Below are 16527 nucleotides of genomic sequence, written 5' to 3' on the forward strand. Positions count from 1 at the left end.
CCAAAGCCACGTGTAGGGGTAGGTGTCCTTACTAGCCCTACCTGCTCCACCGAGCCGATCGCAAGTGCGTTCTGTTCAGGTATGTCCGATTATGTGAGGTACTTCGGGTGCCGGAGTGCGCAAGGAAGGCGTAATGTTCGAGGGCATCAGCGTCCACGACCTCGGGAGAGAGACGGCATGGACCACGGGACGGTCGGCAGCGCACAGTCGGGCCGGCTTCTGGTGGGGGTGCGGGAAGAGGGCTCCAGCGCCGTTGTGACACCGGCGGGTGAGCTCGATCACCACACCGCCGATCTTCTGCGTGAGCCCCTCGACGACGTCCTGGCCAAGGGCTTCTCGCGCCTCGTCGTGGACTGCACGCGTCTGGAGTTCTGCGACTCCACGGGGCTGAACGTCCTGCTCGGCGCCCGGCTGAAGGCGGAGGCCGCCGGAGGCGGGGTCCACCTCGCCGGGATGCAGCCGGTCGTCGCCCGCGTGTTCGAGATCACGGGGGCCGAGGCGGTCTTCACCGTGCACGACTCGGTGGAGGCGGCCCTGGCCGACGGCGCCGACTGAGCGCGCCGTCCCCGCCCTCCCGTATGCCGCCTGCCGTCGGCGCCCGCCTCCGGCACGCCGAAAACAGGGGTGTCGTGCCGGATCGGCCGGGCAGGAGAGGGCAGGAGAAGGCGGGACACACCCTGGCGACCGCCGGCCCGGACCGCCCCGGGACCGGCGAAACGAGTGGACGGGACATACGTACGACGGACGGGCGAGCAGGACACCCCGCACGGACGGCCGGCGGGTGACGTACGGATCGGCCGGCACGAACCGGTGCCGGCCTTTTGAATCGTGAACTGGTGAATCGGTGAGGTGAAGCGCTGATGACCACCCGGCCTTACCCGCCGGGCGACCGCGGCCCGGAGCCAAGCGGCGCTTCCGGGGCGTCCGAGGAGGGTGCGCCGGCCGCCGGCGCGCCCACGGGGGCAGCCGCGCCGTCCGTGCCGTCCGGATCCGCCGGCGGCACTCGGGGCACCAGCGGGCCGCAGGTCCGCAGAATCGGTCTGCAGGGCGAGAGCGGGGTCGTCCCGCTCGCCCGCGACTTCACCCGCCAGGCGCTGTACGCATGGGGCTGGCTGCCCGCCGCCGGCGCCGACCAGCGGGCCGCGGCCGAGGACGTGCTGCTCGTCGTCTCCGAACTGGTCACCAACGCCTGCCTGCACGCGGAAGGGCCGGACGAACTGCTCCTGGCCTGCGACAACAAGGTGATCCGGGTGGAGGTCTCCGACCGCGGCACCGGCCAGCCGGCCCCCCGCACCCCCCACCGCGCCGGCCGCCCCGGCGGCCACGGCATGTTCATCGTGCAGCGGCTCTGCCTGGACTGGGGCGTCGTACGCGCCGCGGGCCGCCCGGGCAAGACGGTGTGGGCGGAACTGGGCGCTCCGGCGTGAGCACTCCGCTTCGGAGCCCGCGGAAAATCGCTTTTGGCCGGGTACGGCACTGCCTACGCTGGGCGCAACGCGCTGACGGAGACAAGTAGCCCGGGACCCGGCGAGCCGAGAGAGCCGCCGCCCGCTGTGAAGGCGGCCTCGCACCCCGGTGTGAATCCCCTCCCGAGCGCGGGGAGGAAATGCCCCGCCGGCCGGCCCCCGTCATCGGGCCCGACGAGGCCGTCGTACGACGGCGAAGGCGTGGTGGCACCGCGAGTCCCCTCTCGCCCACGCCCCGAGGGAACCGACCCGGGGCGGACCGTGCCGCCCCGCCGCACAGTTGGGCAGCACCATGCTTGACATCACCCTCATCCGGCAGGACCCCCGACGCGTCCGCGAGGGACTCGCCAAACGCGGTCTGGACGTGGACCTCGACGGCTTCCTCGCCCTGGACCAGCGGCTGCGCGAGGCCCGTACGGCCCTGGAGCGGCTGCGCGGCGAACGGCGCCGTGTCTCGGCGGACATCGCGGCCCGGCGCCGGGCGGGCGAACCGGCGGACGAACCGCTCGCCCGGGCCGCCGAACTGGCCGCGGACGTCACCGAGGCCACCGCCGCGCACACCCGGCTGGAGCAGGAGCACCGGGAGTTCCTCGACGCGCTGCCGAACCTGCCCGACCCGGACGTGCCCGCGGGCGGCAAGGAGCACAACGAGGTCGTCCGCACCGAGGGCGCCCACCCGGAACCCGGATTCCCACCCCGGGACCACGTGCAGCTCGGCCGGGACCTAGGCCTGGTCGACCACCGGCGCGGCGTCGCGCTCGCCGGCAGCGGGCACTGGGTCTACCGGGGCCAGGGAGCCGCGCTGGAGTGGGCGCTGCTCAACCACTTCCTGGACAGCCACCGCCGGGCGGGCTACACCTTCGTGCTGCCGCCCCATCTGCTCACCTGGCAGGCCGGCTACACCGCCGGTCAGTTCCCGAAGTTCGCGGACGACGTCTTCGTCACGGACCGCGCGGCCGACGGCCGTCCCGAACGGTTCCTGCTGCCCACCGCCGAGACCGCGCTCGCCGCCCTGCATCACGGCGAGACGCTGGACGAGGCCGAGCTGCCGCTCAAGTACGTGGCCTACACGCCCTGTTACCGCAAGGAGGCCGGTGGCTACCGCACCGCCGAGCGGGGCACCCTGCGCGGCCACCAGTTCAACAAGGTCGAACTGTTCCAGCTCACCCGGCCCGCTGACTCGGACGCGGCCCAGCGGGAACTGCTGGCCAGGGCCGAGCGGTTGGTGACCGACCTCGGCCTGCACCACCGGGTCACCCGGCTCGCCGCAGGGGACACCAGCGCCGCCCAGGCCAGGACGTACGACGTCGAGGTCTGGCTGCCGAGCCTGGATACCTATGCCGAGGTCAGCTCGGTGTCGAACGCCCGCGACTACCAGGCCCGGCGCGGCGGCATCCGGTACCGCCCGGAAGGCGGCGGCAGGACGGCGTACGTCCACACGCTCAACGCCTCGGGCCTGGCCACCAGCCGTCTGGTGCCGGCGCTCCTGGAACAGCACCAGCGGGCCGACGGCACGGTGGCCGTCCCCGAGGTGCTGCGGCGCTGGGGCCTGCCGGAGGTGCTGCACCGGCCGTAGGGCGCCCCGGGCCCACCCTCCACTCCAGCCACCCGTCACACACGCCGGATCACCACAACTCCGGCGTGTGATGCGTCTTCCTTCCTCACGTCGCCGGGCGTACCTTGACGGCCGAATCTGATGTGCCGTCAGGAAATCGTCAGGACATGTCGCCCGGACATGTCGTCAGGAATGAATGGGGTGGACCGACCGTGTCGTACCCGAAACGAACCGCCGCGCTCGCGTCCGCCGCGGCCCTGGCCGGCTCGGCGGTGCTGCTGTCCGCGCCGGCCGCCCACGCCGACGTCGTCGACGTCAACTACCGCTGTCAGACCCCGATCGGCGTCAAGAGCGCCGTCTCGCCCATCGACATGAAGGGTGTCAGGAGCGGCAGCGGCTACAAGATCACCATGTCCTGGCAGAAGGGCGTCTCCTCCAGCCCGGTCGAGCTGGGCAAGGGCGCGATGAGCCCGTCCGCCACCATCAGGCTGGGCAGCGCCGACAGCGGCACGCTGCCGGTCAGCGGGCCGCCCAACGCGGCCGCGATCCCCGCCAACACGCCCATCAAGATCAGCGACCTGACCGGCACCTATACGCCGAAGCAGACCGGCAAGGTCACCTTCACGCCGGGCACGCTCGTCATCAAGGCGCTGGGTACGACGACGACCTGCACGCCGACCAACAGTCCGAAGCCGGGGCTGACACTGGACGTGACGGCGGCAGGCGGCTCAGGGTCCTCGTCGTCCTCCTCGTCCTCCTCGTCCTCCTCGTCTTCGTCATCTTCGTCGTCCTCCAACCACCAGCTCCCGCAGACCGGCCCGGAGGACTCCGCGGTCGCCCTCGGCACGCTCGGCGGCACAGTGCTCCTCGCGGGCGCGGCGGGCACCCTCTGGCTGACCCGCCGCGGCCAGCCGACACGCCGCTGACCCGGGCCGACCACCGCCGAGAACCAGGCCACCGCTGGAGCCGCCGATGCCGTCCGCCGCCCGCGCCCTGATCCGCCATCGGCACCCGTCCCGGGCCCGCGTGTCGCTCCCGGTCCGTGCCGCCCTGCCCGCGGTCCTGTGCCTGTGCGCCGTACTGGGCGCCGCGCACCGCGCCCATGCCGCCATGGGGCCCACGCGTTCCACGGGCTGGTCCGTCGCGCCCGTGGGTGGTGGCCGCCCGTCCTTCTACGCCGAGGGTCCACCCGGAACGGTCCTGCAGGACACGGTGACCGTCACCAATCCCGGGCGCGCGCCGGTCGTCGTACGGCTGTCCGGTACCGGTCTGCGGACGGCATTCGCCGGGAAGGCCGACAAGGGGATACGTGTACCGGCCCGCACCCGCGCCGAGGTGCCGTTCACGGTGACCGTGCCGGGCGGGGCCGCACCCGGCGACCGCTCCGGTGCCGTCGTCGCGCGGGACACGCGGGGGCACACGGTGACCGTCCCGGTCCGGCTGCGCGTCGGCGGCCCGGCGCTCGCCGCGCTGACCGTCGAGCACCTCGCCGTGCACGCCGACCGCATCACGTACGAGCTGGTCAACCGCGGTACGACCGTCCTCGTGCCGAGGCTCGCGGTGCGTGCGGACGGTGTCTTCGGCCGGGTCCTGGACCGCGCGCCCCGCCCCCTCCCCGTCCACCTGCGCCCCGGCGCCCGCCTGAAGCTCACCGAGCCCTGGCCGGACCGGCCCGCGCTGGACGCCGTCGACGTACGGCTGACGGTCACCGCACCCGGCGGAGCGCACGACACGACCGCCACGTCGGCGCGGTTCGTGCCCTGGCCGGCGGTGGCGGGCGCGGGCGGCGCCCTGCTCGCGGGGACGGGCGCGCTGTCGGCCGTGCGCCGGCGCCGTACGCAGCCGGGTGACCCGATCGATGTCCCGAATGCCCGCGGGGGCGGCCCGGTGGTCGGTGGTGTGCGGGGTGCTGTGGCCGCCGAGGACGGGTGCCCCGGTGGCGCGTTGACGGAAGGCGCGGTGAAGTGAGCGGGAAGGTACGGATTCTGCGGCTGTCGGCGGTGGCGGCGGTGTGCGCGCTGCTCTTGCTGCCGCTCAGCGGTCCGGCGGCCGCCGCGGACGGGCCGGTCGTGAGGCTGTCGGCGTCCCAGGGCGGTGCCGGTGGGTCGGTCACCGTCACCGGTACCGGCTGGAGGCCGCACACGCTGCTGATGCTGCTGGTGTGCGGGCGGGCCACACCGTCACGGGGTGTCATCGGCGGCACCAACTCCTGTGCCAACGGCGACGGCCGGGCCGTGACCACCGACGCCCAGGGTGCCTTCAGCCGGAAACTCCCGGTCGCCGAACCGCCCGTGCCCTGCCCCTGTGTGGTGCACGTGGCCACCGTCACCGGCGCCAGGGCGGAGGCGGACGCCGTCCTCCAGGTCGCCGGGCACCCTGTCGCCCCACTGCCCGCCGGGAACACCGGCGGCCGGCTGGCGATCCTCTCCGACACCCGGCTGACCGGGTCGAGCGGAGTGCTGACCTGGTTCGGGGCGCCGCCGAGCCGCACCCTCGTCTTCACCGTCGGCAACACCGGCACCAGCGCGATCAAGGACCCGGTGTTCCAGGTCGGCAGCGCGCACGGCGTCTTCGCCCCGCAGTGGGACGACCGGCAGTGGCAGGGCACCCTGGCGCCCGGCAGGAAGGCCGAGGTCAGACTGCCGGTCGAGCTGTCCGCCGGGGCACACGGCGACTACACCGTGTCCCTGAAGTACGACGGCAAGGTCCTCGCCGAACAGCCGTGGGGCGTGGGCCGCCCCTGGGGCGTGACGCTGTTCTGGATCCTGCTCTGTGCCGTCGTCCCGGCCGCGCTGTTCCGTATCGGCATGGCCGTGGTGGACCGGGTACGCCCCCGCCGCCCGGGCGCCGCCCGCCGCGCCACCCGACCCCCTGGCCCCCCGCGCCTGCCCCGGCCCGCCCTGCGGCTGCCCGGCTCCCGCGGCCGTACCCCCGAACCGCCCCCCACGACCCCGACCCTGCCGTGGTTCGCCCCGGACTCCGTCCCGGGCGGCCCGGCCGGCCGGCTCTCCGCACCGCACACCGACAGCCCGACGAGTCCTTCGACTCCCACCAGGAAGGGACCAACGTGAGCATCCGAAGGAGAGGTACGGCCGCGGGCGCCGCGCTGGCGCTGAGCGGTGCGGGCGTTCTGCTCGGCCTCGCCGCTGCCCCCGCACAGGCGGCCGAGGTCTGGTTCGCCACCCACTGTGTGCCGCCCGCGGGCATCAGCCCCGTCGACGGCACCACGAAGGTCGAGATCACCGCGCCGGCCACGGCGAAGGTCGGCGACACGGTGGACGTCGTGTGGAAGTTCGTCCAGGCCGCGTCCAAGAACCCCGACATCATCGACCTGCCCGCCAACTCGGTCCAGCCGTCCGGCGTGCTCAAGGCGGCCGGCGCGCAGGTCGCCGACATCGCGATGCAGGGGCCGCGGCAGAACCCGGCGATCCCCAAGGGCGGCGCCATGGTGCTGTCCGACATGAAGGGCAGCATCAAGCTGACCTCGGCGGGAGAGGTGACGCTGACACCGGACGCGTACACCGTCAACGCGATGTCGACGGACACCAAGTGCACGCCGAAGGAGACCGTGCAGAAGGCGGCGACCATTCAAGTGACGGGTGGCGGCGGCACGTCCAGCACGACGCCGACCCAGTCGACGACCCCGACCCGGTCGAGCACCCCGACCTCGTCGGCCACCCCCACCGCCACGTCCAGCGGCGGCAGCGGCCAGACCGACTTCACCGGCAAGGAGGTGCAGATCCCCTACGCCTGCAAGACCCCGATCGGCGACAAGAACGCGACCTCGCCGGTGCAGATCAACGCCAAGAGGAACGGCGGGAACTTCGACCTCACCGTGCAGTTCAAGAAGTCGGTGATGAACAGCCCCGCCGACATCCCCAAGGACTCCGTCAAACCGTCCATGGAGGTCGTGCTGGGCGGCGCCGACAAGGGCACGGTGCACGTGGAGGGGCCGACCAACGCCCATCCCATCAAGTCCGGCGACCCGATCAACATCCCGGACCTCACCGGCACCTACAAGCCCGGCGCGAGCGGCACCTCGACGCTGTCCCCCGGCGTCCTGACGATCAAGGCACTCGGCACGACCACGACGTGCACCCCGACCAGGACCGAGGTCTCGCTCACCCTGGACACCAGCGGGCAGCCGGGCGGCGCGTCCGGAGGCACGTCGACCTCCGGGGGCACCTCCTCCACCGGCGGCGGCAGCACCTCCGGCTCCGGCGGCCTCGCCGAGACCGGCGCGAGCGACCACGGCGCCCTCAAGGCCCTCGGCCTGGTGGCGGGCACGGCGATCCTGCTGGGCGGCGCGGTGTTCACCTTCATGCCGGGCCGCAGGACACGCTAGTCACCGAGGAACGAAGGAGGGCCACCGCATCCGGAGATGTGGTGGCCCTCTTCAGGGAGCTGCGTCAGGCGACGTCAATGGACGTCAGGCGACGCCAGGCGACGTCAGTGGACGTCTCCCATCAGCTTGTTGACGTTCTTGCGGTACATCCACACCGCCACACCGGCGAGCACGGCAAGCACGGCCTCCAGGCCCACGAAGCCCATCTTGTCGAGGTTGACCCCGCCGACGGCCGGGTTCGACATCAGCGCGGTGATGGAGTCGCCCGCGGTGACCGCGAGGAACCAGACACCCATCATCTGCGAGGCGTACTTCTTCGGCGCCATCTTGGTCGTCACGGACAGACCCACCGGCGACAGCGTCAGCTCACCGATCGTCTGGACGAAGTAGATCGCGACCAGCCACATCGCCGCGGCCTTGTGACCGCCCTCGGCGATCGACAGCGGGGCGAGGAAGAGGAAGAAGGACGCGCCGATCAGCACCAGGCCGGAGGCGAACTTCACGATCGTGCTCGGCTCCTTGCCGCGCCGGTTCAGCCACAGCCACAGCCAGGCGAAGACCGGGGCCAGCGCCATGATCATGACCGGGTTGACCGACTGGTACCAGGAGACCGGGAACGTCCAGCCGGCGATCGAGTTCTTGGCCGAGCTCTCCGCGAAGAGCGACAGGGTCGAGCCGCCCTGGTCGTAGATCATCCAGAAGACGGCGGCGGCGACGAAGAACCAGATGTACGCGCGCACCTTCGACTTCTCGGTCGAGTTCAGGTCCTTGTCGCGCAGCATCCGCGCGATGACCAGGATCGGGACGATCAGACCGATGACGGTGAGCGGGATCAGCGCCCAGTTCAGGGTGAAGTGGCCGGTGCCGCCGACGAGGCCGTAGAAGACGGCCGCGATGGCCAGCCAGATCAGGCCCTTGCGCAGGGTGGCGGACTTCTCCTCGGCGGACAGCGGGGTCGGGACCTCGCTGCTCTTGGCGCTCAGGTGGCGGCCGCCGAGCAGGTACTGGGCAAGGCCCAGCGCCATGCCGAGCGCGGCCAGCGCGAAGCCCAGGTGCCAGTTGACGTTCTCACCGACGGTGCCGATGACCAGCGGGGCGGCGAAGGCGCCCGCGTTGATGCCGATGTAGAAGAGGGTGAAGCCACCGTCCCGGCGCGGGTCGTCCGGGCCCTTGTAGAGGTGGCCGACCATCGTGGAGATGTTGGCCTTCAGCAGACCCGAACCGATGGCGACGAGACCGAGGCCGACGAAGAAGCTCGCGGCGACGGGCAGGGCCAGGCACAGGTGGCCGAGCATGATGATGATGCCCGCGACGGCGACCGTCTTGCGGGGACCGAGCACGCGGTCGGCGAACCAGCCGCCGGGCAGGGCGAGCAGGTACACGAGCGACACGTACACCGAGTAGATCGCGGTAGCCGTGCCCGCGTTCAGGTGCAGGCCGCCCGGGGCCACCAGGTACAGCGGGAGCAGAGCCCTCATGCCGTAGTAGGAGAATCGCTCCCACATCTCGGTCATGAAGAGGGTGGCCAGGCCGCGGGGGTGGCCGAAGAAGGTCTTCTCGGAGCCGGGGGTGCCCGGGCGGACCGAGTCCTTCGTCAGGCTGGACGCCATGGTCGTTCCTTGCTGGTCGGGACGCGGCTGCTGGAGCGTTGCGCGCCCGGTGGGGGTGCGGCCGGCACCGGCGGGGTCGGTCGTCCACCCCCAACGCCCAGGGGGAGTCCGTCTCCGGGTCTCGGAAGCGGCGGACGGCGACCACCGGGATCCACGCCCCGCGACGCGACGATGCGTCCGGAGCCCGGCCAGAGGTCATTCCTTTCAAGGCTGGTTCTTCACCAGCCCGTACACAAAAGAGACCTTCAGCGTCAGATGCCCGCCAAAGGTCCCCAGGTGTACTACAGGCGTTCACGTCACTGTACGGCAGGACACTGCCGGATATGGAAGGACTTGAGACGCGGATCACAGGTGTCCAGGGAACCGCGGGAGCCGATTCGAAGGTCCTTCCTACGATCGCATCCCCAGAGCAATGGTTCGTACCAGCGGCGTACGAAGGTAAGAGCTGCTGGAAGCGATCACACCCCAGCACTGTGCGCGGGCGGTCTACCATCACCTCATGACCCGTGTACTGCTCGCCGAGGACGACGCGTCCATCTCGGAGCCGCTGGCCCGCGCCCTGCGCCGGGAAGGTTACGAGGTCGAGGTGCGCGAGGACGGACCCACCGCGCTCGACGCCGGAATGCAGGGCGGCGTCGATCTGGTCGTACTGGACCTGGGCCTGCCGGGCATGGACGGCCTGGAGGTCGCCCGCCGGCTGCGGGCCGACGGCCACACCGTGCCGATCCTCATCCTGACCGCGCGGGCCGACGAGGTGGACACCGTCGTCGGCCTGGACGCGGGTGCCGACGACTACGTCACCAAGCCCTTCCGGCTCGCCGAACTGCTCGCCCGGGTACGGGCGCTGCTCCGGCGCGGGGCCGCCGAGCCGCAGCAGCCGCCGGCCACGCACGGGGTGCGGATCGACGTCGAGTCGCACCGGGCGTGGATGGGCGATGAGGAACTGCAGCTCACCGCCAAGGAGTTCGACCTGCTGCGGGTTCTCGTCCGGGACGCCGGCCGGGTCGTCACGCGCGACCAGCTGATGCGTGAGGTCTGGGACACGACGTGGTGGTCGTCCACCAAGACCCTCGACATGCACATCTCCTGGCTGCGCAAGAAGCTCGGGGACGACGCGGCGAACCCGCGCTACATCGCCACGGTGCGTGGAGTGGGCTTCCGCTTCGAGAAGAGCTGAGCCCTTCCCCGGGCCCGGCCATCACCTCAGGTAACGGAACATGCGCCGACGTCTCATCCAGTCCACCCTTGCCGTAGTGCTGGTCGTGATCGCCGTCTTCGGCATCTCCCTGGTGATCGTCGAGACGCGGACGATCAGCAACAGTGCCCAGGAGCGGGTGGATTCCGAGGCGATTCGGCTGGCCAGCATCGTGGACAGCCGGATCCTCGCGGCGGAGAACGTCAACGCGGACGTGCTGCGCAACCCGGTCAGCAAGGACCAGTACGCGGTCATCCGCATGCCCGGGCGGGCGCCGATAGAGATCGGCACCAAGCCGCGCGGCGATGTCATCCACGCCACCCAGCGGGGCGAGGAGGGCGAGACCGTCACCGTGCAGGAGCCGCGCTCCGCGGTGACCCGGGAGGTCGGCCGGACCCTGCTGATCATCGGCCTGGTGGCGCTGCTCGCGGTGGTCGCGGCTGTGCTGCTCGCCGTGCGGCAGGCCAACCGGCTCGCCTCTCCGCTGACCGACCTCGCCGAGACCGCCGAACGGCTCGGCTCCGGCGACCCCCGCCCCCGGCACAAGCGGTACGGCGTCCCCGAGCTGGACCGGGTCGCCGATGTGCTGGACTCCTCCGCCGAGCGGATCGGCCGCATGCTGACGGCCGAGCGGCGCCTGGCCGCCGACGCCTCCCACCAGCTGCGCACGCCGCTGACCGCGCTGTCCATGCGCCTTGAGGAGATCACCCTCACCGACGACCCGGACATCGTGAAGGAAGAGGCGAACGTCGCCCTCACCCAGGTCGAGCGGCTCACGGACGTGGTCGAGCGGCTGCTGACGAACTCCCGTGACCCGCGCACCGGCTCCGCCGTCACCTTCGACCTGGACGAGGTCATCCAGCAGCAGCTCGCCGAGTGGCGGCCCGCCTATCGCAGTGTCGGGCGGGCCATCGTCAGCTCCGGCAAGCGGCATCTGCAGGCCGTCGGCACGCCCGGGGCGGTCGCCCAGGTGCTGGCGGCGCTGATCGAGAACTCCCTGATGCACGGTGGCGGCACGGTCGCGCTGCGCACCCGGGTCACCGGCAACCAGGCCGTGGTCGAGGTGACGGACGAGGGGGCCGGCGTCCCGGCCGACCTGGGCGCGCGGATCTTCGAGCGGACCATCAGCGGGCGGAACTCCACCGGGATCGGCCTGGCCGTCGCCCGTGACCTCGCCGAGGCCGACGGCGGCCGCCTGGAACTGCTCCAGGCCCAGCCGCCGGTGTTCGGGCTGTTCCTGTCCCGCACGCCGCGAGCCCGCAAGCACGATGAGGACAGCCCGACGGTTCGGTGAGAGTGGGGCCCCGCCCCCCTCGGGGTCGGCTACGGAACCCGCTGGGACTTCGGCTCGGCCTCGGAGTGCGGCCTCTTCGCCTCGGCCACCAGGATCGACTCCGCCTCCTGTGCGGGCATGGCCCGGAACACCCACGTGCGGTACGACCAGAAGCGGAACAGGGTCGCGATGCCGATGCCGGCGAACTTGGAGACGTTGCTCTGCAGGGGGCTGTCCCAGCCGAGGCCGTAGGTCGCCGCGTACAGCACGCCGTTCTCGATCACCAGGCCGATCGCGCTGAAGAGCAGGAACAGCGTGAGTTCCTTGGTGCGGCCGCTCTTGTCGCGGTCCCGGTACGTCCAGTAGCGGAACCCGATGTAGTTGAAGACGATGGCGACCACGGTCGCGATGATGCTGGCGCGCACCACAGGCAGGTCGGAAACGTGCCTGACCAGGTTGAACACGCCGAGATTGACAAAGATGCCCGCAACGCCGACGGTGCCGAACTTGGCCACCTCGCGTACGAGCCGTCGCAGCCCCGAGGAACGAGGTTCCATGGCCGTGCAGCTCCCGTCCGTAGGTTTCGTCAGCCCAGCCATGCTATCCAGGTGAACCCGCCGATGCCTGTGCACCGGGCGAAGACCAGGAAACAGGTCGGAAAGAGGGCGGAAAGCGGCGGGTAAGAGATTGTGCGAGGGACGCGATCCGGTCGCCTCCGCGTGGCCGATACGCTAGGGGTGTGACGTTCCCGGTAGTCGGCATGGTCGGCGGGGGGCAGCTCGCGCGTATGACGCACGAGGCGGGCATCCCGTTGGGCATCAGGTTCAAGCTCCTCAGTGACACCCCTCAGGATTCCGCGGCCCAGGTCGTGCGCGATGTCGTGATCGGCGACTATCGCGACCTGGACACGCTGCGTGAGTTCGCGCGCGGTTGCGATGTGATCACCTTCGATCACGAACATGTACCCACCGAGCACCTCAGGGCCCTGGAAGCGGACGGTATCCCCGTGCGTCCGGGGCCCGACGCGCTGGTGCACGCCCAGGACAAGGGTGTGATGCGCGCGAAGCTCGACGCGATCGGCATCCCGTGCCCACGGCACCGGATCGTCACCGATCCGGAGGATGTCATCCGGTTCGCCGCGGAGGGGGACGGCTTCCCGGTCGTCCTGAAGACCGTGCGCGGCGGCTACGACGGCAAGGGCGTGTGGGTCGTGGAGACCCCCGAGGAGGCCGCGGAACCGTTCCGTGCCGGCGTCCCGGTCCTCGCCGAGGAGAAGGTCGACTACGTCCGCGAGCTGGCCGCCAACGTCGTACGCTCCCCGCACGGCCAGGCCGTCGCCTACCCGGTGGTGGAGTCACGGCAGGTGAACGGCGTCTGCGACACGGTCGTGGCGCCGGCCCCGGGCCTGGACGAGCCCCTCGCGCTGCAGGCCGAGCGGATGGCGCTGACCATAGCCAAGGAGCTGGACGTCGTCGGTCATCTCGCGGTCGAGCTGTTCCAGACCCGCGACGGCCGCGTCCTCGTCAACGAACTGGCGATGCGCCCGCACAACTCCGGCCACTGGACCCAGGACGGCGCGATCACCTCGCAGTTCGCCAACCACGTCCGCGCGGTCCTCGACCTCCCGCTCGGCGACCCGCGCCCGCGCGCCAAGTGGACCGTGATGGTCAACATCCTGGGTGGCGACTACCCGGACATGTACTCCGCGTACTTGCACTGCATGGCCCGCGACCCCAAGCTCAAGATCCACATGTATGGCAAGGACGTGAAGCCCGGCCGCAAGGTCGGACACGTCAACACCTACGGCGACGACCTGGACGACGTGCTGGAGCGCGCCCGTCACGCAGCCGGCTATCTGAGAGGCACGATCACCGAATGAGCCCTGTTGTTGGCATCGTCATGGGGTCGGACTCCGACTGGCCCGTCATGGAGGCCGCCGCCAAGGCCCTGGACGAGTTCGAGATCGCGTACGAGGTCGACGTCGTCTCCGCGCACCGCATGCCCCGCGAGATGATCACGTACGGTGAGCACGCCGCCGACCGCGGACTGAAGGTGATCATCGCCGGTGCGGGCGGTGCCGCCCATCTGCCGGGCATGCTCGCGTCCGTCACCCCGCTGCCGGTCATCGGCGTGCCGGTGCCGCTGAAGTACCTGGACGGCATGGACTCGCTGCTGTCCATCGTGCAGATGCCGGCCGGCGTGCCCGTGGCCACCGTCTCCGTCGCCGGTGCCCGCAACGCCGGTCTCCTCGCGGCCCGCATCCTCGCCGCGCACGACGAGGACCTGCTGCACAAGATGCGCGACTTCCAGCAGGACCTCAACGACCAGGCCACCGAGAAGGGCAAGCGGCTGCGCTCCAAGGTCGAGGGATCGGGCGGCTTCGGCTTCGGGAAGTAACAGGCAATGACCTCACTGGACGAAGCACGGTCCCTGCTGCGCGAGTTCCCGGTCGTCGACGGCCACAACGACCTGCCGTGGGCGCTGCGCGAACAGGTCCGCTACGACCTCGCCGCCCGCGACATCGCCGTACGGCAGGACGCCCACCTCCACACCGACATCCCGCGGCTGCGCGCGGGCGGGGTCGGGGCGCAGTACTGGTCGGTGTACGTGCGCTCCGACCTGCCCGGGGCGGTGCCGGCGACCCTCGAACAGATCGACTGCGTACGGCGGCTGATCGCCGGGCACCCCGCCGACCTGCGGGCCGCGCTGACCGCCGCCGACATGGAGGCGGCGCGCGCGGAGGGCCGTATCGCCTCGCTCATGGGCGCGGAGGGCGGTCACTCGATCGACAACTCCCTCGGCACCCTGCGCGGCCTGTACGAGCTGGGTGTGCGCTACATGACGCTCACCCACAACGACAACAACGACTGGGCGGACTCCGCCACGGACGAGCCCCGGGTCGGTGGTCTGTCCGCGTTCGGCCGCGAGGTGGTGCGGGAGATGAACCGCCTCGGCATGCTGGTCGACCTCTCCCATGTGGCCCCCACCACCATGCGGGCCGCACTGGACACCACGTCCGCGCCGGTGATCTTCTCGCACTCCTCCGCCCGCGCCGTGTGCGACCACCCGCGCAACATCCCCGACGACGTCCTGGAGCGGCTGCGGGCCAACGGCGGCATGGCGATGGTGACGTTCGTGCCGAAGTTCGTGCTCCAGGCGGCCGTCGAGTGGACGGCCGCGGCCGACGAGAACATGCGCGCCCACGGTCTGCACCACCTCGACACCAGCCCCGAGGCCATGAAGATCCACCGGGCCTTCGAGGAGCGCAACCCGCGTCCGGTCGCCACGGTGTCCACGGTCGCGGACCACCTGGACCACATGCGCGAGGTGGCCGGCATCGACCACCTGGGCATAGGCGGCGACTACGACGGCACCGCGTTCACCCCGGACGGCCTGGACGACGTCTCCGGCTACCCGAACCTGCTCGCCGAGCTGCTCGACCGCGGCTGGTCCAAGGCCGACCTGGCCAAGCTGACCTGGCAGAACGCGGTACGGGTGCTGGGCGCGGCGGAGGACGTGGCCCGCGGCCTTCAGGCCACCCGGTCCCCGTCCAACGCCACCATCGAGTCGCTGGACGGCGACCCCGCCTGATCCGCCAGGGCGGGGTAGTCGTTGTAGCCGCCGGCCCCGCCCACGTACATGAAGTACCGGTCCCGGACCGGGTTGAGCGGTGCGCCCAGGCGCAGCCGCTCGACCAGGTCCGGGTTGGCGAGGAACGGCCGGCCGAGCGCCACCAGGTCGGCGCCGGCCGCCAGCATCTCCCGGGCGGCCCGGGTGACGGCCTCGGTGGTCAGGTCGGTCAGGTCCGGGTTGCCGATCAAGGCGCCGGGCCAGTCGGCGCGGATCCGCCGGTACCAGCCGGTGGCCGGGTCGGAGCGCACCAGGTGCAGATAGGCGAGGTCCAGCCCCTTCAGGCGGTCCAGGAGCGCGGCGTACAGGCCTTCGGTGTCGTTCTCCAGGACGCCGTTGACGGTGGAAGCGGGGGAGACGCGGATGCCCACCCGGTCCGCGCCGATCGCGTCGGCCACCGCCTCGGTCACCTCCGCCGCGAACCGCACCCGGCGCTCCACGGGGCCGCCGTAGGCGTCGGCGCGGCGGTTGGTGTTGTCCGCGAGGAACTGGTGCAGCAGCATCCCGTTGGCCGAGTGCACCTCCACGCCCGCGAAGCCCGCGTCGACGGCCCGGCGCGCGGCGGCGGCGAAGTCGGCGATCGTGGCGCGGATGTCGTCCGCGGTCATCTCGCGCGGGACCGCGGCCGGCCGGTGGCCGTGCGGGGTGAAGATCGTCTCCGGCAGCGGGACCGGGGACGGCGCGACCGGAGTGAGGCCGGTGGTCGCCGGGTGGCTGACCCGGCCGCCGTGCTGGAGCTGGAGGAACATCCGCCCGCCGGCCGCCCGGACCGCGTCGGTGACCTGCCGCCAGCCGGCCGTGTGCCGGTCGGTGTGGATCGCCGTGATGTCGGGGTACGTCTGCCCGACCGGGTTGGGCGTCGAGCCCTCGGCGATGATCAGCCCGGCCGAGGCGCGCTGGGCGTAGTGCGTGACCATCAGGTCGGTCGGGGTGCCGTCGGCCTCCGCGCGGTTCCGGGTCAGCGGGGCCATGACGAGGTGGTTGGGGAGTGCCAGCCGGCCGAGCCGGGCGGGGGCCAGGAAGTCCGTTGTCTGCGTCATGCCGGCACGGTAGAACTTGACACTGATGTGAGATTCAAGCCCGGAGGCTCCGAATGAGAATCGGTGAACTGGCCCGGCACACCGGCGTGAGCGAGCGGTCGCTGCGCTACTACGAGACCCAGGGACTGCTCGCCGCCGAGCGCACCCCCGGCGGCCACCGCGACTACCCCGAGGCGGCCGTCGACCGGGTCATCCGGATCCAGGAGCTGTACGCGGCCGGGCTGCACAGCGAGAAGATCCGGCAGCTGCTGCCCTGCATGCGCGACCGCGACGGCGGCCCGTCCGCGATCGCCACCCCGCGCCTGGTGCGGGACCTCACCGCCGAACGCGACCGGATCGACCGCATGATCGCCGACCTCAAGCGCTCCCGGGAGACCCTGGACGAGGTGATCCGCACGGCCCGGGACGCCTGA

At 71.6% G+C, this 16527-nt stretch carries 16 protein-coding genes; 13 read left to right on the plus strand and 3 right to left on the minus strand.

What is annotated here, in order from left to right; all coding sequences use genetic code 11:
- Positions 1–177: 177 nt before the first annotated feature.
- From ACWC0C_RS02690 to ACWC0C_RS02720, 7 genes are all read left to right on the plus strand, one after another.
- The gene (locus ACWC0C_RS02690) at positions 178–555 is read left to right on the plus strand and encodes an STAS domain-containing protein (RefSeq protein ID WP_450861051.1); all 378 of its coding nucleotides are present in this window, start codon (positions 178–180) and stop codon (positions 553–555) included.
- Positions 556–857: 302 nt separating this feature from the next.
- Positions 858–1427 carry an ATP-binding protein gene (locus tag ACWC0C_RS02695; protein WP_450861141.1) on the plus strand — a complete coding sequence of 190 codons (570 nt, stop codon included), beginning with the start codon at positions 858–860 and terminating at the stop codon, positions 1425–1427.
- Positions 1428–1758: 331 nt separating this feature from the next.
- Positions 1759–3042 carry a serine--tRNA ligase gene (serS, locus tag ACWC0C_RS02700; protein WP_450861053.1) on the plus strand — a complete coding sequence of 428 codons (1284 nt, stop codon included), beginning with the start codon at positions 1759–1761 and terminating at the stop codon, positions 3040–3042.
- 191 nt (positions 3043–3233) lie between these two features.
- Positions 3234–3947, plus strand: coding sequence for an LPXTG cell wall anchor domain-containing protein (locus ACWC0C_RS02705; protein ID WP_450861055.1), 714 nt, complete (start codon positions 3234–3236; stop codon positions 3945–3947).
- Positions 3948–3993: 46 nt separating this feature from the next.
- Entirely contained in the window at positions 3994–4989 is a 996-nt protein-coding gene (locus ACWC0C_RS02710) for a COG1470 family protein (protein ID WP_450861057.1), read from the plus strand.
- Entirely contained in the window at positions 4986–6092 is a 1107-nt protein-coding gene (locus ACWC0C_RS02715) for a hypothetical protein (protein WP_450861059.1), read from the plus strand. The genes ACWC0C_RS02710 and ACWC0C_RS02715 overlap by 4 nt, the downstream gene beginning before the upstream one ends.
- Complete coding sequence (locus tag ACWC0C_RS02720) at positions 6089–7366, plus strand: hypothetical protein (protein WP_450861061.1); 1278 nt, start codon at positions 6089–6091, stop codon at positions 7364–7366. Before ACWC0C_RS02715 ends, ACWC0C_RS02720 begins: the two co-directional genes overlap by 4 nt.
- 104 nt (positions 7367–7470) lie before the next feature.
- On the opposite strand, the gene ACWC0C_RS02725 is transcribed toward ACWC0C_RS02720, so the two are convergent.
- Complete coding sequence (locus tag ACWC0C_RS02725) at positions 7471–8976, minus strand: oligopeptide:H+ symporter (protein WP_449197459.1); 1506 nt, start codon at positions 8974–8976, stop codon at positions 7471–7473.
- Between the two features lie 499 nt (positions 8977–9475).
- Between ACWC0C_RS02725 and ACWC0C_RS02730 the strand changes: the two genes are divergently transcribed.
- Complete coding sequence (locus tag ACWC0C_RS02730; protein WP_020940464.1) at positions 9476–10153, plus strand: response regulator transcription factor; 678 nt, start codon at positions 9476–9478, stop codon at positions 10151–10153.
- Between the two features lie 40 nt (positions 10154–10193).
- Complete coding sequence (locus ACWC0C_RS02735) at positions 10194–11465, plus strand: ATP-binding protein (protein WP_449197460.1); 1272 nt, start codon at positions 10194–10196, stop codon at positions 11463–11465.
- Positions 11466–11494: 29 nt separating this feature from the next.
- On the opposite strand, the gene ACWC0C_RS02740 is transcribed toward ACWC0C_RS02735, so the two are convergent.
- Entirely contained in the window at positions 11495–12001 is a 507-nt protein-coding gene (locus ACWC0C_RS02740) for a GtrA family protein (protein WP_449197461.1), read from the minus strand.
- 182 nt (positions 12002–12183) lie between these two features.
- Here ACWC0C_RS02740 and ACWC0C_RS02745 point away from each other — a divergent pair, with 182 nt between their 5' ends.
- The 3 genes from ACWC0C_RS02745 to ACWC0C_RS02755 are packed head-to-tail and all read left to right on the plus strand — an operon-like array spanning position 12184 to position 15035.
- Positions 12184–13323, plus strand: coding sequence for a 5-(carboxyamino)imidazole ribonucleotide synthase (locus tag ACWC0C_RS02745; protein WP_450861064.1), 1140 nt, complete (start codon positions 12184–12186; stop codon positions 13321–13323).
- Positions 13320–13841 (plus strand): 5-(carboxyamino)imidazole ribonucleotide mutase, encoded by a 522-nt coding sequence (purE, locus tag ACWC0C_RS02750; protein ID WP_449197463.1) that lies wholly within the window; start codon positions 13320–13322, stop codon positions 13839–13841. Before ACWC0C_RS02745 ends, purE begins: the two co-directional genes overlap by 4 nt.
- A 6-nt stretch (positions 13842–13847) precedes the next feature.
- A complete protein-coding gene (locus ACWC0C_RS02755) occupies positions 13848–15035 on the plus strand; it encodes a dipeptidase (RefSeq protein ID WP_449197464.1) in 1188 nt (395 codons plus the stop codon).
- Here ACWC0C_RS02755 and ACWC0C_RS02760 read toward each other — a convergent pair.
- Positions 14975–16114, minus strand: a complete 1140-nt coding sequence (locus ACWC0C_RS02760) for an alkene reductase (protein WP_450861066.1) — start codon at positions 16112–16114, stop codon at positions 14975–14977. The genes ACWC0C_RS02755 and ACWC0C_RS02760 overlap by 61 nt on opposite strands.
- Positions 16115–16167: 53 nt before the next feature.
- On the opposite strand from ACWC0C_RS02760, the gene ACWC0C_RS02765 reads away from it, so the two are divergent.
- Positions 16168–16527 carry a MerR family transcriptional regulator gene (locus ACWC0C_RS02765; RefSeq protein WP_450861068.1) on the plus strand — a complete coding sequence of 120 codons (360 nt, stop codon included), beginning with the start codon at positions 16168–16170 and terminating at the stop codon, positions 16525–16527.

Source organism: Streptomyces sp. NPDC001709, assembly GCF_053596375.1.

Coding starts and splice junctions, on each gene's coding strand:
- ACWC0C_RS02690 (WP_450861051.1), top strand. CDS start 178: ATGGACCACGGGACGGTCGGCAGCGCACAGTCGGGCCGGCTTCTGGTG.
- ACWC0C_RS02710 (WP_450861057.1), top strand. CDS start 3,994: ATGCCGTCCGCCGCCCGCGCCCTGATCCGCCATCGGCACCCGTCCCGG.
- ACWC0C_RS02760 (WP_450861066.1), bottom strand. CDS start 16,114: ATGACGCAGACAACGGACTTCCTGGCCCCCGCCCGGCTCGGCCGGCTG.
- ACWC0C_RS02725 (WP_449197459.1), bottom strand. CDS start 8,976: ATGGCGTCCAGCCTGACGAAGGACTCGGTCCGCCCGGGCACCCCCGGC.
- ACWC0C_RS02740 (WP_449197461.1), bottom strand. CDS start 12,001: ATGGAACCTCGTTCCTCGGGGCTGCGACGGCTCGTACGCGAGGTGGCC.
- ACWC0C_RS02730 (WP_020940464.1), top strand. CDS start 9,476: ATGACCCGTGTACTGCTCGCCGAGGACGACGCGTCCATCTCGGAGCCG.
- ACWC0C_RS02765 (WP_450861068.1), top strand. CDS start 16,168: ATGAGAATCGGTGAACTGGCCCGGCACACCGGCGTGAGCGAGCGGTCG.
- serS (WP_450861053.1), top strand. CDS start 1,759: ATGCTTGACATCACCCTCATCCGGCAGGACCCCCGACGCGTCCGCGAG.
- purE (WP_449197463.1), top strand. CDS start 13,320: ATGAGCCCTGTTGTTGGCATCGTCATGGGGTCGGACTCCGACTGGCCC.
- ACWC0C_RS02755 (WP_449197464.1), top strand. CDS start 13,848: ATGACCTCACTGGACGAAGCACGGTCCCTGCTGCGCGAGTTCCCGGTC.
- ACWC0C_RS02735 (WP_449197460.1), top strand. CDS start 10,194: ATGCGCCGACGTCTCATCCAGTCCACCCTTGCCGTAGTGCTGGTCGTG.